The 19,063-nt window shown below is 71.8% G+C and carries 18 protein-coding genes and 2 pseudogenes; 11 read left to right on the top strand and 9 right to left on the bottom strand.

Annotation, left to right across the window (positions count from 1 at the left end; translation table 11 throughout):
* Positions 1 to 45: 45 nt before the first annotated feature.
* Together EJ357_RS35105 and EJ357_RS50800 are read right to left on the bottom strand one after the other, a co-directional pair.
* Complete coding sequence (locus tag EJ357_RS35105; RefSeq protein ID WP_126395700.1) at positions 46 to 738, bottom strand: M24 family metallopeptidase; 693 nt, start codon at positions 736 to 738, stop codon at positions 46 to 48.
* 58 nt (positions 739 to 796) lie between these two features.
* Positions 797 to 1,176, bottom strand: a pseudogene (locus EJ357_RS50800) (hypothetical protein).
* Between EJ357_RS50800 and EJ357_RS35100 the strand changes: the two are divergent.
* Genes EJ357_RS35100 through EJ357_RS35085 form a run of 4 tightly spaced genes read left to right on the top strand, consistent with a single transcriptional unit; the run spans position 1,171 to position 4,496 of the window.
* Entirely contained in the window at positions 1,171 to 1,557 is a 387-nt protein-coding gene (locus EJ357_RS35100; RefSeq protein WP_175647625.1) for a TOBE domain-containing protein, read from the top strand. The pseudogene EJ357_RS50800 and the gene EJ357_RS35100 overlap by 6 nt on opposite strands.
* Positions 1,558 to 1,617: 60 nt before the next feature.
* Entirely contained in the window at positions 1,618 to 2,442 is an 825-nt protein-coding gene (gene modA / locus EJ357_RS35095; RefSeq protein WP_126395699.1) for a molybdate ABC transporter substrate-binding protein, read from the top strand.
* A complete protein-coding gene (locus EJ357_RS35090) occupies positions 2,439 to 3,326 on the top strand; it encodes an ABC transporter permease (RefSeq protein ID WP_126395698.1) in 888 nt (295 codons plus the stop codon). Before modA ends, EJ357_RS35090 begins: the two co-directional genes overlap by 4 nt.
* 21 nt (positions 3,327 to 3,347) lie before the next feature.
* Positions 3,348 to 4,496, top strand: a complete 1,149-nt coding sequence (locus tag EJ357_RS35085; RefSeq protein ID WP_126395697.1) for an ABC transporter ATP-binding protein — start codon at positions 3,348 to 3,350, stop codon at positions 4,494 to 4,496.
* A gap of 208 nt (positions 4,497 to 4,704) precedes the next feature.
* Here EJ357_RS35085 and EJ357_RS35080 read toward each other — a convergent pair whose 3' ends face one another.
* Positions 4,705 to 5,145 carry a DUF6299 family protein gene (locus EJ357_RS35080; protein WP_126395696.1) on the bottom strand — a complete coding sequence of 147 codons (441 nt, stop codon included), beginning with the start codon at positions 5,143 to 5,145 and terminating at the stop codon, positions 4,705 to 4,707.
* Between the two features lie 239 nt (positions 5,146 to 5,384).
* On the opposite strand from EJ357_RS35080, the gene EJ357_RS35075 reads away from it, so the two are divergent.
* Positions 5,385 to 5,579: a DUF5999 family protein gene (locus EJ357_RS35075; protein ID WP_126395695.1), complete on the top strand. Its 195-nt coding sequence runs from the start codon at positions 5,385 to 5,387 to the stop codon at positions 5,577 to 5,579.
* Between the two features lie 7 nt (positions 5,580 to 5,586).
* Here the strand turns inward: EJ357_RS35075 and EJ357_RS35070 are convergent, their stop codons facing one another.
* Both EJ357_RS35070 and EJ357_RS35065 read right to left on the bottom strand, forming a co-directional pair.
* A complete protein-coding gene (locus tag EJ357_RS35070) occupies positions 5,587 to 5,985 on the bottom strand; it encodes a RidA family protein (protein ID WP_126395694.1) in 399 nt (132 codons plus the stop codon).
* Entirely contained in the window at positions 5,982 to 7,280 is a 1,299-nt protein-coding gene (locus EJ357_RS35065; protein ID WP_126395693.1) for an acyl-CoA dehydrogenase family protein, read from the bottom strand. Before EJ357_RS35065 ends, EJ357_RS35070 begins: the two co-directional genes overlap by 4 nt.
* A gap of 171 nt (positions 7,281 to 7,451) precedes the next feature.
* Here EJ357_RS35065 and EJ357_RS35060 point away from each other — a divergent pair, with 171 nt between their 5' ends.
* The 3 genes and pseudogenes from EJ357_RS35060 (at position 7,452) to EJ357_RS35050 (ending at position 10,249) form a co-directional block, all read left to right on the top strand.
* Positions 7,452 to 9,065 (top strand): AMP-binding protein, encoded by a 1,614-nt coding sequence (locus tag EJ357_RS35060; RefSeq protein ID WP_228472709.1) that lies wholly within the window; start codon positions 7,452 to 7,454, stop codon positions 9,063 to 9,065.
* A gap of 15 nt (positions 9,066 to 9,080) precedes the next feature.
* On the top strand, positions 9,081 to 9,893 hold the full coding sequence (locus EJ357_RS35055) for a PaaX family transcriptional regulator (protein ID WP_126395692.1): 813 nt from the start codon (positions 9,081 to 9,083) through the stop codon (positions 9,891 to 9,893).
* Between the two features lie 28 nt (positions 9,894 to 9,921).
* A pseudogene (locus tag EJ357_RS35050) lies at positions 9,922 to 10,249 on the top strand (adenylyl-sulfate kinase).
* A 45-nt stretch (positions 10,250 to 10,294) separates the two neighbouring features.
* On the opposite strand, the gene EJ357_RS35045 reads toward EJ357_RS35050, so the two are convergent.
* Positions 10,295 to 12,661: a bifunctional salicylyl-CoA 5-hydroxylase/oxidoreductase gene (locus tag EJ357_RS35045; protein WP_126395691.1), complete on the bottom strand. Its 2,367-nt coding sequence runs from the start codon at positions 12,659 to 12,661 to the stop codon at positions 10,295 to 10,297.
* A gap of 2 nt (positions 12,662 to 12,663) precedes the next feature.
* Positions 12,664 to 13,491 (bottom strand): enoyl-CoA hydratase family protein, encoded by an 828-nt coding sequence (locus EJ357_RS35040; protein ID WP_126395690.1) that lies wholly within the window; start codon positions 13,489 to 13,491, stop codon positions 12,664 to 12,666.
* 410 nt (positions 13,492 to 13,901) lie between these two features.
* Between EJ357_RS35040 and EJ357_RS35035 the strand changes: the two genes are divergently transcribed.
* Positions 13,902 to 14,354 carry an ATP-binding protein gene (locus EJ357_RS35035; protein WP_126395689.1) on the top strand — a complete coding sequence of 151 codons (453 nt, stop codon included), beginning with the start codon at positions 13,902 to 13,904 and terminating at the stop codon, positions 14,352 to 14,354.
* A gap of 9 nt (positions 14,355 to 14,363) precedes the next feature.
* Here EJ357_RS35035 and argF read toward each other — a convergent pair whose 3' ends face one another.
* Positions 14,364 to 15,371 carry an ornithine carbamoyltransferase gene (argF, locus tag EJ357_RS35030; RefSeq protein WP_126395688.1) on the bottom strand — a complete coding sequence of 336 codons (1,008 nt, stop codon included), beginning with the start codon at positions 15,369 to 15,371 and terminating at the stop codon, positions 14,364 to 14,366.
* A gap of 121 nt (positions 15,372 to 15,492) precedes the next feature.
* Positions 15,493 to 16,716, bottom strand: a complete 1,224-nt coding sequence (locus EJ357_RS35025; RefSeq protein WP_126395687.1) for an arginine deiminase — start codon at positions 16,714 to 16,716, stop codon at positions 15,493 to 15,495.
* 129 nt (positions 16,717 to 16,845) lie between these two features.
* Between EJ357_RS35025 and EJ357_RS35020 the strand changes: the two genes are divergently transcribed.
* Positions 16,846 to 17,934, top strand: a complete 1,089-nt coding sequence (locus EJ357_RS35020; protein ID WP_126395686.1) for an SPFH domain-containing protein — start codon at positions 16,846 to 16,848, stop codon at positions 17,932 to 17,934.
* The gene (locus EJ357_RS35015; RefSeq protein ID WP_126395685.1) at positions 17,931 to 18,830 is read left to right on the top strand and encodes a diacylglycerol kinase catalytic domain-containing protein; all 900 of its coding nucleotides are present in this window, start codon (positions 17,931 to 17,933) and stop codon (positions 18,828 to 18,830) included. Before EJ357_RS35020 ends, EJ357_RS35015 begins: the two co-directional genes overlap by 4 nt.
* The last annotated feature ends 233 nt before the right edge of the window (positions 18,831 to 19,063 follow it).

Genomic DNA, 19,063 nt, shown 5'->3' with positions numbered 1-19,063 from the left:
ACGCCAAGTCGATGAGCGAGAGCCCCTGAAGGCAGGCGGATCCGCTCAGCCGAGGGTGAGCAGTTCCTCGTAGAACCCGCCGAACTCCCGCCCCCGGTCGACGAGATGGATCTCCAGGATCCAGTGGCAGCGGCGCCCGGCCTTGTCGGTGCGCCGCAGCGGGGTGTCGTTGCCGGGCGCGATGTACGACTCCACGTCGGCGCCGTCGATCCACTCGTGCGGGAACTCCCCGACGAGGTGCCCGGCATGCCAGCCGCCCAGCTCCCACCCGGCCTCGGCGGCCAGCCGCTCGACCTCGGTGTACAGCCTCTTGCCGGTGATGTCGGGGTCGCTCTCGAAGAACCGCTTCCCGGCGGCGAAGACCTTCGGCAGATCGTCCGCGAGCCGCCGCTTGACCGGGTCGTCGCCCAGCACGAAGGTCCGCCCGAAGTCGGCCTCGTACTCCTCGAAGATCGGCCCGAAGTCGGCGAACACGATGTCGTCCGCGCCGATCACCCGGTCCGGCGGGTTCTCCCGGTACGGCAGCAACGTGTTCGGTCCCGAGCGCACGATCCGCTTGTGCCAGTGCCGGGTCGTGCCGAACAGTTCGTTCGCGAGATCCCGCACCCGGTCGCTGACCTCCCGCTCCCCCTCCCCCGGCGCGACGAGCCCGCGCTCCTCGATCTCCGCGAAGAGCCGCTCGGCCTTGCCCTGAGCGTCCAACAACCGTGCCGCGCGCGTGTGTTCGTCGTCAGCCATGGGCCCGACGGTAGGTCGTCGGATCGTTTCCCGGCAAACGGGATTTCCGACGGGTGGGTCACGTCGGCGCGGGGCAGCCGCCGTCCACCCGGATCGCGGTGATCCCGCTGATGTAGCGGGCCCGCAGCGGTCCTGCGGCAGGACGAGCTGCGGTCCGGCCCGGTCGAGCGGGGTGTCGTCGATGCCGGCCGCGAGGAGGACGGGGGCGCGGCCGAAGTCCGGGTCGATCCGCCGCCAGCACGTCATGCAGGAGCGGGCCGGTGAAACGGTGGTGCACCGACTGCGGCAGACGGTGATGCGGGCCGGCCCGGGTGACCGTACCCGAGCGGACCTCCTGTACAAACGCATATACCAACCTTCATGAGCCACAGCCGGGCTCATGCGATGTGACAAGGGACTTACGGCTTGCATCTGCGGCAGTATGCTCGGCGTATGCACACCTACCGGATCGGTGAGGCGGCCGCCTTACTGGGCGTCAGCACGGACACCGTGCGGCGCCTGGTCGACGGCGGCAGACTGCACGCCGACCGCGACGAGTCAGGGCACCGCCTCATCCCCGGAGCCGCCCTGGCGGCCTTCGCCCGGCAATCGCACCGCACGGAGCGGGAGAACCCCGGCTCCTCGGCGCGCAACCGGCTCTCCGGCATCGTCACCGAGGTGCGGCTCGGCGATGTCTCGGCCCAGGTGGAGATCCAGGCCGGGCCGTACCGGGTGGTGTCCCTGGTGAGCCGGGAGTCGGTCGAGGAACTGGAGCTGGAGCCCGGTGTGCCGGCGATCGCGGTGATCAAGTCGACGAACGTCGTCGTCGAGAGGCCGTAGCCGCGCCGCCGACCGTCACCGCAAGACCCTGGAAGAGCCTTGAGAAGGAGTAGATCCGTGATGACCCGTACCGTGCGCCGGACCCGCCGGATGCTGCAGGTGACCGGCGCGAGCGCCGCCGCGCTGCTGGCCCTGAGCGCCTGCTCCTCCGCCGACTCGGACACCGCGGGGTCGGACTCCTCCCCCTCGGCGTCCGGCTCCCCCCGGCTCTCCGGCACGGTGACCGTCTTCGCCGCCGCCTCGCTGAAGGAGAGCTTCGAGAAGCTGGGCAAGCAGTTCGAGCAGGAGCACCCGGGCACGAAGGTGACCTTCAGCTTCGGCGGCAGCGACTCGCTGGCCGCGAGCATCACCGGCGGCGCCCCGGCGGACGTGTTCGCCTCGGCCAGCCCCAAGACGATGAAGATCGTCACGGACGCCGGGGACGCCTCCGGCACGCCCGCCACCTTCGTCCGCAACCAGCTGGAGATCGCCACCCTGCCGGGCAACCCCGACAAGGTCGACTCCCTCAAGGACCTCACGAACGCCGATCTGAAGGTCGTGCTGTGCGACGAGGAGGTGCCGTGCGGCGCCGCCGCCCAGAAGGCCCTCGACGCGAGCAGCCTGAAGCTCACGCCGGTGTCGTACGAGCAGGACGTCAAGGCCGCCCTGACCAAGGTCGAACTGAAGGAGGCGGACGCCGCCGTCGTCTACAAGACCGATGCGAAGGCCGCGGGTGACAAGGTGGAGGGCGTGGAGTTCCCCGAGTCCGCCGACGCCATCAACGACTACCCGATCACCCTGCTCAAGGACGCGACCAACGCCGAGGCCGCCAAGGCGTTCATCGCGCTCGTGCGGTCCGCCGAGGGTCAGCGGGTCCTGACCGAGGCCGGGTTCCTCAAGCCGTGACCTCCCCGCACGAAAAGTCCGACGCCGCGGCCGACACCCTGACGGGCGGACCGCGGCGCCGGCGTGGCCGGACGGGCTTCAAGGCCTTCAATGCCTTCAATGCCTTCAATGGCGTGCCACTGCCTCTGCTGGTGCCCGCCCTGCTGGGCCTGGCGTTCCTGGTCGTGCCGCTGATCGCCCTGCTCGTCCGCACCCCCTGGCACAGCCTGCCGGACCAGCTGACCAGCCCCGAGGTGTGGCAGGCCCTGCAGCTGTCCCTGCTGTGCGCTACGGCGGCCACCGCGGTGAGCCTGGTGATCGGCGTACCCCTGGCCTGGCTGCTGGCCCGAGTCGAGTTCCCCGGACGCGGGCTGGTTCGGGCCCTGGTCACGCTGCCGCTGGTGCTGCCCCCGGTGGTCGGGGGCGTGGCGCTGCTGATGGCGCTCGGCCGCAACGGGGTCGTGGGGAAGTGGCTGGACGCGTGGTTCGGGATCACCCTGCCCTTCACCACCGCCGGGGTCGTGGTCGCCGAGGCGTTCGTCGCCATGCCGTTCCTCGTCATCAGCGTCGAGGGCACGCTGCGGGCCGCCGACCCGCGCTACGAGGAGGCCGCGACCACGCTGGGCGCCTCCCGCTTCACGGCGTTCCGGCGGGTCACGCTCCCCCTGATCGCGCCGGGCATCGCGGCGGGCGCGGTGCTGGCCTGGGCACGGGCGCTCGGCGAGTTCGGCGCGACGATCACCTTCGCGGGCAACTTCCCGGGCCGTACCCAGACCATGCCCCTGTCCGTCTACCTGGCCCTGCAGAGCGACCCGGAGGCGGCCATCGCCCTCAGCCTCGTCCTGCTGACCGTCTCGATCGCGGTCCTGGCGGGGCTGCGCGACCGCTGGATGACCGCATCATGACCGACGTGGGATGACCGCTTCATGACCGACATCGACAAGACCGCGCACGACACCGGCACGGAACCCGGAGCAGGCTCCGCCACGGAATCCGCAGCGGGCTCCGCCGCGGATACCGCCCCGCGTTCCGACCGGGAGGGGCTGGACGCCCGGCTCGTGGTCGACCGGGGGCGCTTCCGCCTGGACGTGTCCCTGACGGCCGCTCCCGGTGACGTCATCGCGCTGCTGGGCCCCAACGGCGCCGGCAAGACCACGGCCCTGCGCGCGCTGGCCGGGCTCACCCCGCTGACGCAGGGTCATCTGCAGCTGGACGGTGCCGAGTTGGACCGTACGCCACCGGAGTCCCGCCCGGTCGGCGTCGTCTTCCAGGACTACCTCCTCTTCCCCCACCTCACCGCCCTCGACAACGTCGCCTTCGGCCCCCGCTGCCACGGCGCCGGCAAGGCGGAGGCGCGGGCGCAGGCCGCCGAGTGGCTGAAGCGGATGGACCTCGCCGCGCACGCCGACGCCAAGCCCCGCCGGCTCTCCGGCGGCCAGGCCCAGCGCGTGGCCCTGGCCCGCGCCCTGGCCAACCGTCCGCGGCTGCTGCTCCTCGACGAACCGCTGGCCGCGCTCGACGCGCGCACCCGCCTCGACGTCCGCGCCCAGCTCCGGCGCCATCTGGCCGACTTCGAGGCGGTCGCGGTGCTGGTCACACACGATCCGCTGGACGCCATGGTCCTGGCCGACCGCCTGGTCGTCATCGAGGAGGGCCATGTCGTGCAGGAGGGCACCCCGGCCGACATCGCCCGTCATCCGCGTACGGACTACATCGCCCATCTCGTCGGCCTGAACCTCTACAAGGGCGAGGCCGAGGGGCACGTCGTACGCCTGGACGCCGGACCGGAGATCACCACCACGGAGGACCTCACCGGACCGGTCTTCGTCACCTTCCCCCCGGCCGCGGTGACCCTGTACCGCGACCGCCCCACCGGCGCCAGCGCCCGCAACCTCTGGCCGTGCGAGGTGGCCGGCCTGGAGACCCACGGCGACCAGATCCGCGTGGCCCTCACCGGCACGCTCCCCCTCACCGCGGACCTCACCACGGCCTCCGCGGCCGAACTCGGCCTCCGCACCGGCGCGCGGATCTGGGCGACGGTGAAGGCGACACAGACCCACGCGTACCCGGCGTGACACACGGCGGCGCCTGGATCGGGCGCAGGGCGACCGGTCGAGCATCCCTGCGCGAGTGGTGAGCCGGCCCGACAACGGTGCCTGGAAGGCCCCGCCGAGCACCCGCCGAGCCGTCCGAGCCGTCCGAGCCGTCCGAGCCACACATGACACCGCGCCCCTCCCGACCGGAAGGGGCCGCGGTGCGCGTCGTGCCGCAGAGGGCTGCGGCTTACGCCTTCTTCAGGGTGACGTCCTGCCTCAGCAGCGCGTGGAAGCGGGGCAGGGGCAGGATGCCGACGGGGTGGAGTTCCACGATGGCGGCCTCGACGTCCGCCTTGCCGTGCTTGAGGGTGGTCGGGGAGGGCCTGCTCTCGTTCTCCCAGCGGTGCAGCTTGCCGTCGCACACGGCGGAGGTGCCGCCGATGGCGTGCCGGACGGAGTCGGACCGCTGGCCGATGGACGAGCTCACGTACACCGGGCCCACGCTGTCGACGCAGCGGTAGGTGCCGGACAGGGTGACGGTGCCGTCCGCGGCCATGAGGCCCTTGGAGTCGACGGTCACGATCTCTTCCGGCGCGGGCGCCGAGGAGTCCGCGGGGGCCGAGGGAGCGGCGACCAGCAGGAGCAGGGCGGCGCAGGCGGCGGTGGCGAGCGCGGGGCGCAAGGGCATGGGATGACCTCCCGGGTGGGCGGAGTGGGGCCCCTCCACTGGTACCCGGCAGGCGCGCTCAAGGACGTGATCGTCACCCACTCGGTGGCGAGTCCGCCCCGACCTTCGTGGATCGGTCAGAGTGTTGTCCGCGTGTTGTCACCGTTCACGACCCGCTGTTCCGATGAGTTCGGAGCGGGAGCATGGTCTACCCATATGGACGAGCCACACGGCTCGTCCGCCCAATGTGGAGGTGCGCCATGTGTTCCCACTCGTCCTCGTGCCCGTCCACCCATGGCCGCACCGCACATGTGGTGGCCGCACACCCCGAGCAGGGCTGGAGCCTGCTCTGCACCGGCGCGATCGTGTTCGACGACAGCGGCGAGCTGCTGCCCGACGGCCGCGTCGTCGCACCGCACCGGGTGCCGGCCGAGCGGCTCGCGATGGCGGCGTGAGCGCGGACTACGGCAGCACCGCGAACCCGTCGAGCTCCACCATCGCCTGCTCGTCCCAGAGGCGTACGACCTCGACGACCGCCATGGCCGGATAGTCACGGCCCGCCAACTGCCGCCAGATACGACCGATTTCGGCGGCCTGAGAGCGATACGCGGCGACGTCGGTGGCGTAGACCGTGACCCGGGCGAGGTCCGCCGGGGTGCCGTCGGCGGCGGTGAGCGCGGCCAGCAGATTGGCCAGGGCCCGCTCGAACTGTTCGGGCAGACTGTCGCCCGTCACCTTGCCGTCCGTGTCGAGCGCGGTCTGGCCGGCCAGGAAGACGATCCGTGAGCCGGTGGCGACGACCGCGTGGGAGAAGCCGGTGGCCGGGGACAGATCGGGCGGGTTGACGCGCTCGGTACTCACTGGGCGCCCTCCATGTCGGCGTACAACTCCTTGGCGATGATGCCCCGTTGGACCTCGCTGGCCCCCTCGTAGATACGGGGGGCGCGCACCTCGCGGTAGAGGTGTTCGAGCAGGTGGCCACGGCGCAGGGCACGCGCACCGTGCAACTGGACCGCCGTGTCGACGACATACTGCGCGGTCTCGGTGGCGAGCAGTTTCGCCATCGCGGCACGCTTCGGCACGTCCCCGGCCCCTTCGTCGTACGCCGTCGCCGCCGCGTACACCATCAGGCGGGCCGCCTCCGTGCGCAGGGCCATCTCGGCGACCTGGTGGGCGACCGCCTGAAGGTCCTTCAACTTGCCGTCGAACGCCTCCCGTTCGGCCGTGTGGGCGAGGGTCGCGTCCAGGGCCGCCCGGGCCATGCCGACGGCGAAGGCGCCGACGCTGGGCCGGAAGAGGTTGAGGGTGCCCATCGCGACCCGGAAGCCCCGGTCGGCCTCGCCGAGCATGTCGTCGGCGGTGACGGGGACGGCGTCGAAGGAGAGGGCGCCGATGGGGTGCGGGGAGAGCATGTCGAGGCCCGCTCCGGTGAGACCGGGACGGTCGGCCGGAACCAGGAAGGCGGTGACACCCCGGGCACCGGCGCCGGGAGTGGTGCGGGCGAACACCGTGTAGAAGTCGGCCTCGGGGGCGTTGGAGATCCAGCACTTCTCGCCGGTGAGCCGCCAGCGGGCGGGGCCGTCGGGCTCGGCGGCGAGCGATGCGAGCGAGACGCCGGGCGTCTCACCCGGCCCTCGCGGGCCCCCCGGACCACCCGGGCCCCCCGGGCCGCCCGGCCTGCTTGGACCGCCCGGCCCGCCGGGGCCACCCGCTCCACCGGGACCCTCCGGCCCTCCCGGCACCGATTCGTCCCGCTCCGCCCGCAGCTCCAGCGCCGCCGCGTCCGACCCGGCCCCCGGCTCGCTCAGCGCGAAGGCTGCCACCGCGCTCCCCTCGGCCACCCTGGGCAGCCAGCGCTCCCGCTGGGCCGGGGTGCCGTACGCGTGGACGGGATGCGCGCCCAGGCCCTGCAGGGCGAGCGCGGTCTCGGCCTCCGTGCAGGCGTACGCGAGGGACTCCCGCATCAGGCACAGGTCGACTGCGCCGGAGCTGAACAGCCGCTCCAGCAAGCCCAGTTGACCGAGTTCGGCGACCAACGGGCGGTTGACGTGTCCGGGCTCGCCCTTCTCCGCGAGCGGGCGCAGCCGTTCGGCGGCCAGGGCACGCAGCTCGGCACACCATGCGGTTTGCGTCGGATCGAGTGAGAATGCGGGCATTGTCGACCTCCCTGCGGAGCCGTCCGCGACGGGCCCTGGCGACGGACTTCCTCGACGAACCCCTCGACGATATCGCGCACCATTGACTGTCGTCACCAACACGATACGCTCGCCCTGCGAGCCCACCACGACGCCCACAAGGCAGCCCACACGGCAAGGGGGCGAACCGCCATGGCCGGTCTGCACCGCTCCGCCCACGTCGACAGCTTCGCCCGCGAGCACCTGCCACCGCCCGACCAGTGGCCCGAGCTCCGCTTCGACCTTCCGGGACTGCGCTACCCCGAACGGCTCAACGCCGCCGCCGAGCTGCTCGACGGCCCCGACGACGAACGGCCCGTGTTCCACACACCGTCCGGCGACACATGGACATACGGCACACTGCGCGCCCGCGTCGACCGGATCGCACATGTGCTCACCGACCACCTCGGCGTCGTCCCGGGCAACCGCGTGCTGCTGCGTGGCCCCACCACACCGTGGCTCGCCGCCTGCTGGCTGGCGGTACTCAAGGCGGGCGCGGTCGCCGTCACCGTGCTGGCCCAGCAGCGGCCGCACGAGCTGCGGACCATGTGCGAGATGGCCGAGGTGCGGCACGCGCTGTGCGACATACGCGCCGTCGACGACCTCGCCAAGGCCGAGATACCCGGCCTGCGCATCACGACGTACGGCGGCGACGCCCCCGACGACCTGCTGCGCCGCCCGGCGCCCGACACTCCGTACCCCGCCGCCGACACCGCGGCCGACGACGTCGCGCTCATCGCCTTCACCTCCGGCACCACCGGACGGCCCAAGGGCTGTATGCACTTCCAGCGGGATGTGCTCGCGATAGCCGACACCTTCTCGGAGCATGTGCTGCGCCCCCATATGGGTGATGTCTTCGCCGGCAGTCCGCCACTCGGCTTCACCTTCGGCCTCGGCGGTCTCGTCATCTTCCCGATGCGGGCCGGCGCCAGCGCCCTGCTCCTCGAACAGGCCGGCCCCAAACAGCTGTTGCCCGCGATCGCCGAGCACCGGGTGTCCGTGCTGTTCACCGCCCCGACGGCGTACCGCGCCATGCTCGACGAACTCGACTCGCACGACATCTCCTCACTGCGCCGCTGCGTCTCCGCGGGCGAGAACCTGCCCGCCGCCACCTGGCAGGCGTGGCACGAGCGGACCGGGCTGCGCATCATCAACGGCATCGGCGCCACCGAACTGCTGCACATCTTCATCTCGGCGGCCGACGAGCACATCAGGCCCGGGACCACGGGGATGCCGGTACCGGGGTGGCACGCGCGCGTGGTCGACGAGGACGGCCGCGAGAAACCCGACGGGGAGCCGGGGCTGCTCGCCGTGCGCGGGCCCGTCGGCTGCCGCTATCTGACCGATCCCCGGCAGCACGAGTACGTGCGCCACGGCTGGAACATCACCGGCGACACCTACGTCCGGGAGAGTGACGGCTACTTCCGCTATGTCGCCCGCGCGGACGACATGATCATCTCGGCCGGTTACAACATCGCGGGCCCGGAGGTCGAGGAGGCACTGCTGCGCCACCCGGACGTGCTGGAGACGGCGGTGGTGGGGCGGCCCGACGAGGCGCGGGGGCAGGTGGTGGTGGCATACGCGGTGCTCAGGGACGGTGCGCGACGGGATGTGGAGGCGCTGCGCGCGTTCGTCAAGGCCGAGCTGGCGCCGTACAAGTGCCCGCGCGAGATCGTCTTCCTGGACGCGCTGCCACGCACCGCGACCGGCAAGCTCCAGCGGTTCCGGCTGCGCGACGGTGTTGCCCCGCGGGGTGACCGGCAGTGATCCGTACGACCTAAGATGATCAACGTGTCCGACCAGCATGCACCACGGTCTCTCATCGTCACGCTCTACGGCGCCTACGGCCGCCACATGCCCGGCCCGGTGCCGGTCGCCGAGCTGATCAGACTGCTGGCCGCGGTCGGCGTGGACGCCCCTTCCGTACGCTCGTCGGTGTCGCGGCTGAAGCGACGCGGGCTGCTGCTGCCGGCCCGCACGGCACAGGGCGCGGCCGGATACGAACTCTCGCCGGACGCCCGGCAGTTGCTCGACGACGGCGACCGGCGCATCTACACCACCGCGCCGCCCGACGACGAGGGCTGGGTGCTCGCGGTGTTCTCGGTGCCGGAGTCGGAGCGGCAGAAGCGGCATGTGCTGCGCTCCCGGCTGGCCGGGCTCGGCTTCGGGACGGCGGCTCCCGGCGTGTGGATCGCGCCCGCACGGCTCTACGAGGAGGCCCGGCACACCCTGCAGCGGCTGCGCCTGGAGGAGTACGTCGACTTCTTCCGCGGCGAGCACCTCGGCTTCACGCCGACCGCCGAGGCCGTCGCCCGCTGGTGGGACCTGGCCGCGATCGCCAAGGAGCACGAGGCGTTCCTCGACCGCCACGCGCGCGTGCTGCACGACTGGGAGCGGCGGCAGGACACCCCGCCCGAGGAGGCCTACCGCGACTACCTCCTCGCCCTGGACTCCTGGCGCCACCTCCCCTACACCGACCCCGGCCTGCCCGCCCGGCTGCTGCCCGGGGACTGGCCGGGCGCGCGCTCGGCCGCCGTCTTCCGGGGACTGCACGAGCGCCTGCGGGACGCGGGAGCCGTATACGCCGGCCTGTGACCTCGGGCCCACCATGCGCCCCTGAGGGCTGCCGAGCGCGGGCAAGACCACGATCGCCCGTCTGCTCGGTGACCGTCTGAGGACCGAGGGACACCGCGTGGAGGTCCTGGACGGCGACGAGATCCGGCGTTTCCTCTCCGCGGGCCCGGGCTTCTCGCGGGCGGACCGCAACACCGACGTGCAGCGCATCGGCCTGGTCTCGGAGGTGCTCGCGCGCACGGCAGGCGGCCGGCCGGCTGACCGGGCTGATGGGAGCGGACGACCCGTACGAGCCGCCGGTGGATCCCTCACTCATGGTGCGCACCCAGCTCCAGACGCCCCAGGAGCCGGCCGCCGCCGTCTACGCCGAATTTTGATCGACCCGGCGGACGGCGCGACGCTGACCGCCGGGATGGTGGAGCTCAACCGCTGAGCGTCAGACGGGGCTTGGGGGCGTCCGTGCGTCCGGTCTGCGGGCGGCGGCTGCCCGCCCGGTACGGGGCCGGCCAGACGACGCCCGGACCGTCGTAGCCCTGCTCGGCCGCCGCGTGCAGCGTCCAGTGCGGGTCGTAGAGGTGCGGGCGGGCGAGGGCGCACAGGTCCGTGCGGCCCGCCAGGATCAGGGAGTTGACGTCGTCCCAGGACGAGATCGCGCCGACCGCGATCACCGGGAGACCGGCGCTGTGCCGGATCCGGTCCGCGTACGGCGTCTGGTACGACCGCCCGAACTCCGGCTGCTCGTCGGCCACGACCTGCCCGGTCGACACGTCGATGGCGTCGGCGCCGTGCGCGGCGAAGGCACGGGCGATCTCGACGGCGTCCTCGCCGGTCGTGCCGCCCTCGGCCCAGTCGGTGGCGGAGATACGGACGGTCATCGGCCGCTCCTCGGGCCAGACGGCGCGTACGGCGTCGAAGACCTCCAGCGGGAAGCGGAGCCGTTTCTCCAGGGAGCCGCCGTAGGCGTCGGTGCGCCGGTTGGTGAGCGGCGAGAGGAAGCCGGAGAGCAGATAGCCGTGCGCGCAGTGCAGTTCGAGGAGGTCGAAGCCGGCACGGGCGGCTCGCCAGGCGGCTGCCGTGAACTGCTCGCGGATGTCGGTGAGTTGGGCGCGTCCGAGTTCGCGCGGGGTCTGGCTGTACTGCTTGTAGGGGAGCGGGGACGGCGCGACGAGCGGCCAGTTGCCGTCGTCCAGCGGTTCGTCGATACCCTCCCACATCAGTTTGGTCGAGCCCTTGCGGCCGCTGTGGCCGAGCTGCACACCGATCGCGGTGCCGGGCGCCTGGGTGTGCACGAACCGGACGATCCGCCGCCAGGCGTCGGCCTGCCTGCCGCTGTAGAGGCCGGCGCAGCCAGGGGTGATCCGCCCCTCCGGGCTGACGCACACCATCTCCGTCATCACCAGGCCTGCGCCACCGAGGGCGCGGGCGCCGAGATGGACGAGGTGGAAGTCGCCGGGGACTCCGTCGGTGGCCGAGTACATGTCCATCGGGGACACGACGACCCGGTTGCGCAGGGTCAGGCCGCGCAGCCGGAACGGGGTGAACATCGGCGGCGTGCCGGGCGGGCAGCCGAAGTCGCGCTCCACGGCCTCGGTGAAGCCGGCGTCGCGCAGGCGCAGGTTGTCGTGGGTGACGCGACGGCTGCGGGTGAGCAGGTTGAAGGCGAACTGCCGGGGCGGCTGGTCGAGGTAGAGGCCGAGGTTCTCGAACCACTCCAGGCTGGCCCGGGCGGCGCGCTGTGTGGACGCGACGACCGGCTTGCGCTCGTCCTCGTACGCCGCCAGCGCCCGCTCCAGGGAGGCCTGTTCCTCCAGGCAGGCGGCGAGCGCGAGGGCGTCCTCGACGGCGAGCTTGGTGCCGGAGCCGATGGAGAAGTGGGCCGTGTGGGCGGCGTCGCCGAGCAGCACGATGTTGCCGTGCGACCAGCGTTCGTTGACGACGGTGCGGAAGGTCGTCCAGGCCGACTTGTTGGACTTCAGCGGCCGCCCGCGCAGCGCTTCCGCGAAGATCTTCGCGCAGCGCTCGACGGACTCCTGCTCGTCGAGTTCCGCGAACCCGGCCCGCTCCCACACCTCTTCGCGCATCTCCACGATCACGGTGGAGGCGTCGGCCGCGTACGGGTAGCCGTGCAGCTGCATCACGCCGTGCTCGGTCTCGGCGATCTCGAAGCGGAACGATGTGAGAGCGAAGTCGGCGGCGAGCCAGATGTAGCGGCAGTGGTGTTCGGCCACATGGGGGCGGAACACATGGGTGTAGGCCTCGCGGGTGGTGCTGTGCACACCATCGGCGGCGATCACGAGGTCGTACGTTTCCGCGAGCCAGGCCGGGTACGGGGCCTCCGTGCGGAAGCGGAGCTCTACGCCGAGCTCGCGGCAGCGGGCGTGCAGGATTTCGAGGAGGCGTTTTCTGCCCAGGGCCGCGAAGCCGTGTCCTCCGGAGGTTTGGCGGGTGCTTCGGTGGACGATGTCGATGTCGTCCCAGCGGGTGAAGTGTTCTTGCAGGGCGGCGTAGACCACGGGGTCTGCGTGTTCGATGCCGCCGAGGGTTTCGTCGGAGAGGACCACGCCGAAGCCGAAGGTGTCGTCGGGGGCGTTGCGCTCCCAGACGGTGACCTCTCGGGTGGGGTCGAGGCGTTTCAGCAGGGCTGCGGCGTAGAGGCCGCCGGGGCCGCCGCCGATGATCGCGACTCGTAGGGGGTGACTGATCACCGCTGGCGGCTGCGAGTCGTCTGTGGCTGGTCGCGCAGTTCCCCGCGCCCCTGAGGGGGTTGCAGTCCCCTTGGCCGAGAGCATCCCTACCTCCCCTGCCATTTCGGTGGGCGCTTCTCCGTGAATGCCGCGTGGAACTCCGCGTAGTCCTCGCCGTTCATCAGCAGGGCCTGCGTCGAGGCGTCCATCTCCACCGCCGCCGCCAGCGGCATGTCCAGCTCGGCCGTGAGCAGGGCCTTCGTCTGGGCGTATGCCAGCGCCGGGCCGTCGGACAGGCGGCGGGCCAGCGTCTGGGCGGCCTCGTCGGCCTGACCCTCCTCCGTCAGCTCGCTGATCAGGCCGATGCGCTCCGCCTCGGGGGCGCGTACCGGTTCGCCCAGCATGAGCAGCCGGGTCGCGTGGCCGAGGCCGACGACCCTCGGCAGCAGATAGGCCGCACCCATGTCGCCGCCGGACAGGCCGACCCGGGTGAAGAGGAAGGCGAAGCGGGCGGTGGGGTCGGCGATCCGGAAGTCGGCCGCGAGCGCCAGTACCGCCCCGGCCCCCGCGGCCACCCCGTGCACCGCCGCGATCACCGGGAACGGGCACTCCCGTACGGCTCGCACGACCTGCCCGGTCATCCGGTTGAAGTCGAGCAACTGGGCGGTGTCCATGGACAGGGTGGCGCCGATGATCTCGTCGACGTCGCCGCCGGAGCAGAAGCCGCGGCCCTCGCCGGCCAGCACCAGGGCCCGTACCGCCTTCTCCCGGGAGAGCTCGGCGAGCAGGTCGCGCAGGTCGGCGTAGGCGCCGAAGGTGAGCGCGTTGAGTTTCTCGGGGCGGGCGAGGGTGACGGTGGCCACCCCGTCGGCGTGCTCGACCCGCAGATGCTTCCAGTCGGAGGTGCGGGCGGCGGAGCCGGTGAAGGGACTCATGACGTGCGGCCTCCTCGGGCGGACGGCGCGGGCACTGACTCACGGAGCTCTACCCTCCGAGCTCTACCCTTCGAAGCTATCACCCAAGTTTGACCGTCGTCACGGTTGCGCAATAACCCATTCGGGTACCGCTGTGAATGTGGGCCTCACATGTGGGCCTCACATGTGGGCCTCACATGTGGGCCTCACATGTGGGCCTCACATGTGGATCTCGGATGTGACCTGGCCCCGTCACATCCGTCACGGATCGTCGACGCCCCCGTAACGGCGGGATCAACCGCGCGAGGCCGACCGTTCACCGGGGTAAGCCGCCCAGCAGTCGGGGCCGAAGGTCTCGAACGGTGCCCGTCGGACGCCTTCGCCGGGTGGCGCCGTACCATTCATAAGGTTGAAAGCAGGACAGCCTGCTCATGAACGGACCCGCCTTGCAAGATCGCCCGCCCGCCTCCGCCTCCTGGCGCATCGCGCTGCCGCACACCGTCGCCGCGGTGCCCGTCGCACGCGCTCTGGTCCGTACGGCGCTGGCGGAGCTGGAGCATGCCGCCGACAGCGACACCGCGGAGCTGCTCACGGCGGAGCTGGTCGCGAACGCAGTGGAGCACACCGCGGGCGACCGCCCCATAGAGCTGGTGGTGGAGCTCCTGCCCTCCGGCTGCCAGGTCGAGGTGCACGACCCGGACCCGGCACCCCCCGGCAACCTCACCCGCCCCGTCGTCGGCGACCCCGACCCCTGGCAGGAGCACGGCCGCGGCCTGCTTCTGATCCGGGCCCTGAGCTCGTCCTGCGGCCACCGGCCCACGGACTCGGGCAAGGCGGTGTGGTTCAGACTGCCGGTCCTGCCGGCTCAACGCCGCCCGGTGTAGCCCTCCCGCTCAGGCCAGCGTCGCCACCAGCACCGCCTTGATCGTGTGCATCCGGTTCTCCGCCTCGTCGAAGACGACCGAGTGCGCCGACTCGAAGACCTCGTCGGTCACCTCGAGCGAATCCAGGCCGTGGGACTCGAAGATCTCCCGCCCGACCTTGGTGCCGAGGTCGTGGAAGGCCGGCAGACAGTGCAGGAACTTCACGTCCGCGTTCCCGGTGGCGCGCAGGACGTCCATGGTCACCGCATACGGGGCGAGCGCGGCGATCCGCTCGTCCCAGACCTCCTTCGGCTCCCCCATGGAGACCCAGACGTCGGTGGCGACGAAGTCGGCGCCGAGGACACCCTCGTCGACCTTCTCGGTGAGGGTGACACGGGCTCCGCTGGTCTCGGCCAGCTCCAGGGCCCGGTCCACGATCTCCTGGGCGGGCCAGTACGCCTGGGGAGCGACGATCCGTACGTCCATGCCGAGCAGGGCGCCGGTGATCAGGTAGGAGTTGCCCATGTTGAAGCGGGCGTCGCCCAGGTAGGCGAAGGCGATCTCCTTGAGCGGCTTGGCGGTGTGCTCGGTCATGGTGAGCACGTCGGCCAGCATCTGGGTGGGGTGCCAGTCGTCGGTGAGGCCGTTGTAGACAGGCACGCCCGCGTACTCGGCCAGCTCCTCCACGTTGCGCTGGCTGTCCCCGCGGTACTCGATCGCGTCGAACATCCGCCCCAGTACGCGGCCGGTGTCCTTCACGGACTCCTTGTGCCCGATCTGCGAGCCCGAGGGGTCCAGGTACGTCGTGGATGCGCCCTGGTCGGCGGCCGCGACCTCGAACGCGCAGCGCGTGCGCGTCGAGGTCTTCTCGAAGATCAGCGCGATGTTCCGGCCCCGCAGGTACTGCGTCTCGTCCCCGGCCTTCTTGGCGGCCTTCAGCTCGGCGGCCAGCTCGACCAGCCCACGGAACTCCTGCTCGGTGAAGTCGAGCTCCTTGAGGAAGTGGCGCCCGGCGAGGGCGGTCGGGACAGTCGCCATGAGGGCGCTCCAGAGGTACGTGAACAGGGACTCTGGAAGTCTATACGACGATTGGCATTTCTATACAGGCACCCCTCGTCGTCCGGGCACTCCTACACAGGTGCCCCTCGCGCGGACACCCCTACACCGGCGCACGTTCGACCGGACAGCTCATACAGCGCGGCCCCCCTCTCCCCCGCCCCAGCTCGCTGCCCGGAATCTCGATCACCTCGACGCCCTGCTTGCGCAGATGCGTGTTGGTGGTGGCGTTCCGTTCGTAGGCGACGACGACACCCGGCTCGACGGCGAGCACGTTGCAGCCGTCGTCCCACTGCTCGCGCTCGGCAGCGTGGACGTCCTGGGTCGCGGTCAGGACGCGGATCTCGTTCAGGCCCAGGGCGGCGGCGATCGCGCGGTGCATGTGCTCCGGCGGATGGTCGGTGACCTTCAGCTCCTTGTCGCCGGCGCCCGGCTCGATGGTGTACGAGCGGAGCATGCCGAGCCCGGCGTACTGGGTGAAGACGTCGCCGTCGACCATCGTCATCACGGTGTCCAGGTGCATGAGGGCACGCCGCTTGGGCATGTCGAGGGCCACGATCGTCTCGGCCGATCCGGCGGCGAACAGCTTGTGGGCGAGCATCTCGACGGCCTGCGGGGTGGTCCGCTCGCTCATCCCGATGAGGACGGCGCCGTTGCCGATCACCAGGACGTCCCCGCCCTCGATGGTGGACGGGTAGTCCGCCTGCCCCTCCGACCAGAAGTGGAACGTTTCGTCGCGGAACAGCGGGTGATGCCGGTAGATCGCCTCGAAGTGCACGGTCTCGCGCTGCCGGGCGGGCCAGCGCATCGCGTTGACGGAGACGCCGTCATAGATCCAGGCGGAGGTGTCGCGGGTGAAGAGGTGGTTGGGCAGGGGCGCGAGGAGGAAGTCGTCGAGCTCCATGACATGGAAGCGCACGGAGGTCGGCTCGGGGTGCGCCTCCAGGAACTCCCGCTTGGTCATGCCGCCGACGAGCGCCTCGACCAGTTCGGACGAGGGCAGGCCCTCGAAGGCCGCACGGAGGTGGTCGGTGGCGAGCACCCCGTACTCCTTCTCGTCGAAGACCCGGTCCAGGACGAGCCTGCGGGCCGCCGGGATCTCCAGGGCCTCGGTGAGCAGGTCGCCGAAGAGGTGGACGGTGACGCCGCGGTCGCGCAGCACGTCGGCGAACCCGTCGTGCTCGGCGCGCGCCCGGCGCACCCACAGCACGTCGTCGAAGAGCAGCGCGTCCTTGTTGCTGGGGGTGAGCCTTTTGAGCTCGAGATCCGGCCGGTGCAGGATGACGCGGCGCAGCCGCCCGGCCTCGGAGTCGACATGGAATGCCATGCCTCCATCCTGACCATCGGGGCGCGTGTTCACCCCCCACTTGCCTCCATCTTTCTTCTTTTCGTCCCCTTGACGACAAGCGCATGGCACGGTTATCGTCGGCGTGACGAAAAAGAGGGGGCAGGCTCCATGGCCGACATCACCCGGCGCCTCGGTTGGCGCCATCTGCGCGGCGCGCCCACGGCGCACATCCGCCACCACCGCGGCGGAAAGCTGCTGCACGACGGCCCGGGACTCAGCTTCTGGTTCCGGGCGCTGACCGCCGCGCTCTCCGAAGTACCGGTCGACGACCGGGAGTTGGCGATGACCTTCCATGCCCGTACGTCCGACTTCCAGGACGTGGCCGTACAGGCGACGGTCACCTACCGGATCAGTGACCCGGCGGTGGCCGCGACCCGGCTGGACTTCTCGGTCGACCCGGACACGGGCGCGTGGCGGGGCACGCCGCTGGAGCAGTTGGGCACCCTCCTGACGGAGACGGCACAGCAGCACGCGCTGGACGTCCTGGCCCGTACGCCGCTGTCGGCCGCGCTGGTGGACGGGGTGACGGCGGTACGGGAGCGGATCGCGACCGGCCTCGCGGGCGAGCCCCGCCTGCCCGCCACGGGCATCGAGGTCGTCGCCGTGCGCGTCATGGCGCTGCGCCCGGAACCCGAGGTGGAACGGGCGCTGCGCACCCCGGCCCGCGAGCAGATCCAGCAGGAGGCCGACCGGGCGACGTACGAACGCCGGGCGGTGGCCGTCGAGCGGGAGCGCACGATCGCCGAGAACGAACTGGCCAGCCAGATCGAACTCGCCCGCCGCGAGGAGCAGTTGGTGGACCAGCGGGGGACGAACGCGCGGCGGGAGGCCGAGGAGCACGCGGCGGCCGACGCGGTCAGGGCCGAGGCGGAGGCGGCACGGACGGTACGGCTCGCGGACGCGGAGGCGGCACGGACGGTGCGCCTCGCGGAGGCGGAGGCCACGCGGTCCGTACGGCTGGCCCGGGCCGAGGCCGAGGGGGCGCGCGAGGTCGGTGAGGCGCGGGCCCAGGCGCAGGCGGCCTGGCTGCGGGTGCACGCGGAGGTGGACGTGGCGACCCTGCATGCCCTCACCGGGACCCGGCTCGCGGAGAACCTGCCGCGGATCGACAGCGTGACGGTGTCCCCGGACGTGCTGACGGGGTTGCTGGCCAAGCTCGGCGCCCAGGCCCAGGCCCCGGCCCAGGAGCAGGCGTGAGCCTCGCTCCCCGGGTCGTCCTCGTCCATCGCACCACGGAGTACGAGGAGTTGGTGGCCCGGCACGGCACACACGGCCAGGCCGCCTTCTTCCTCTCCTCCCGCGGCCGCGACATCGAGGAGATCGCGGAACGCCACCGCCGCACGCGGCAGGCGCTGACGGAGGTGACCTCCGCGATCCCTCTGACCTGGCGTCGGACCAGGGTGGAACGGGCCGACCTGGACCGCTTCCTGTTCGCCCCCGAGGACGTCGTGGTCGTCGCCGGACAGGACGGCCTGGTCGCGAACGTGGCGAAGTACCTCACCGGCCAGCCGGTACTGGGCATCGATACCGACCCCGGCCGCAATCCGGGCGTCCTGGTGCGCCACCGCCCCGAGAACACCGGCAGTCTCCTCGCCGCCGCGCAATCCGGAAGCGGCCGCTGCGACGAACTCACCATGGTCGAGGCGGTGGCCGACGACACACAGCGGCTCGTGGCCCTCAACGAGATCTACCTGGGCGCCGTCGGACACCAGACGGCCCGATACCGCCTGGGCCTGGAGGACGACGGGGGTGTCGTCGAGGCCCAGGCCTCGTCCGGGGTGCTGATCGGCACCGGGACGGGGGCGACCGGCTGGATCCGGTCGGTGTGGCAGGAGCGGGGAGGGCGGCTGCGGCTGCCCTCCCCGACGGAGGACCGCCTGCTGTGGTACGTCCGCGAGGCCTGGCCGTCCCCGGCCACCGGTACGTCCCTGGTGGCCGGCGAACTCGCCGCCGCGACCCGCCTCCGGCTCACCGTCGAATCCGAGCGACTCGTCGCCTTCGGGGACGGGATGGAGGCGGACGCGCTGGAGCTGACCTGGGGGCAGACGGTGCGGGTGGGGGTGTGCGAGGAGCGGTTGCGGTTGGTGGGGTGAGGGGGTGAGGCCCTGGTGCCTCGACCCTGCAGGGCACCGGGCAGCGGCTGGAGCGGTTCCGGACGCGCGAGCATACGGCGGGCCGCGCGGCCCCGGGGCGGGAGCGTCGCGGGCGACGATCCAGCCGGCCGGCGCGTGCGGCTCGGCCGCGGCGGCGGCCGGTTCGTCCGCCCACCGCGAGAGCGCACCGGCCGGGTCCCCGGCGGCGAACGCAGCACGCCGACTCCCGATTG

The organism is Streptomyces cyaneochromogenes (assembly GCF_003963535.1).
Classification (GTDB): domain Bacteria; phylum Actinomycetota; class Actinomycetes; order Streptomycetales; family Streptomycetaceae; genus Streptomyces; species Streptomyces shaanxiensis.
Note: the sequence above shows the minus strand (reverse complement) of the source record. Positions and strands in the feature narration are given on the sequence as shown.

Excerpts from the sequence above, each read along its gene's own strand:
- EJ357_RS35105 (WP_126395700.1), bottom strand. The coding sequence starts at position 738 with ATGGCTGACGACGAACACACGCGCGCGGCACGGTTGTTGGACGCTCAG.
- EJ357_RS35100 (WP_175647625.1), top strand. The coding sequence starts at position 1,171 with ATGCACACCTACCGGATCGGTGAGGCGGCCGCCTTACTGGGCGTCAGC.
- modA (WP_126395699.1), top strand. The coding sequence starts at position 1,618 with ATGACCCGTACCGTGCGCCGGACCCGCCGGATGCTGCAGGTGACCGGC.
- EJ357_RS35085 (WP_126395697.1), top strand. The coding sequence starts at position 3,348 with ATGACCGACATCGACAAGACCGCGCACGACACCGGCACGGAACCCGGA.
- EJ357_RS35080 (WP_126395696.1), bottom strand. The coding sequence starts at position 5,145 with ATGCCCTTGCGCCCCGCGCTCGCCACCGCCGCCTGCGCCGCCCTGCTC.
- EJ357_RS35075 (WP_126395695.1), top strand. The coding sequence starts at position 5,385 with ATGTGTTCCCACTCGTCCTCGTGCCCGTCCACCCATGGCCGCACCGCA.
- EJ357_RS35065 (WP_126395693.1), bottom strand. The coding sequence starts at position 7,280 with ATGCCCGCATTCTCACTCGATCCGACGCAAACCGCATGGTGTGCCGAG.
- EJ357_RS35060 (WP_228472709.1), top strand. The coding sequence starts at position 7,452 with ATGGCCGGTCTGCACCGCTCCGCCCACGTCGACAGCTTCGCCCGCGAG.
- EJ357_RS35055 (WP_126395692.1), top strand. The coding sequence starts at position 9,081 with ATGATCAACGTGTCCGACCAGCATGCACCACGGTCTCTCATCGTCACG.
- EJ357_RS35045 (WP_126395691.1), bottom strand. The coding sequence starts at position 12,661 with ATGCTCTCGGCCAAGGGGACTGCAACCCCCTCAGGGGCGCGGGGAACT.
- EJ357_RS35040 (WP_126395690.1), bottom strand. The coding sequence starts at position 13,491 with ATGAGTCCCTTCACCGGCTCCGCCGCCCGCACCTCCGACTGGAAGCAT.
- EJ357_RS35035 (WP_126395689.1), top strand. The coding sequence starts at position 13,902 with ATGAACGGACCCGCCTTGCAAGATCGCCCGCCCGCCTCCGCCTCCTGG.
- argF (WP_126395688.1), bottom strand. The coding sequence starts at position 15,371 with ATGGCGACTGTCCCGACCGCCCTCGCCGGGCGCCACTTCCTCAAGGAG.
- EJ357_RS35025 (WP_126395687.1), bottom strand. The coding sequence starts at position 16,716 with ATGGCATTCCATGTCGACTCCGAGGCCGGGCGGCTGCGCCGCGTCATC.
- EJ357_RS35020 (WP_126395686.1), top strand. The coding sequence starts at position 16,846 with ATGGCCGACATCACCCGGCGCCTCGGTTGGCGCCATCTGCGCGGCGCG.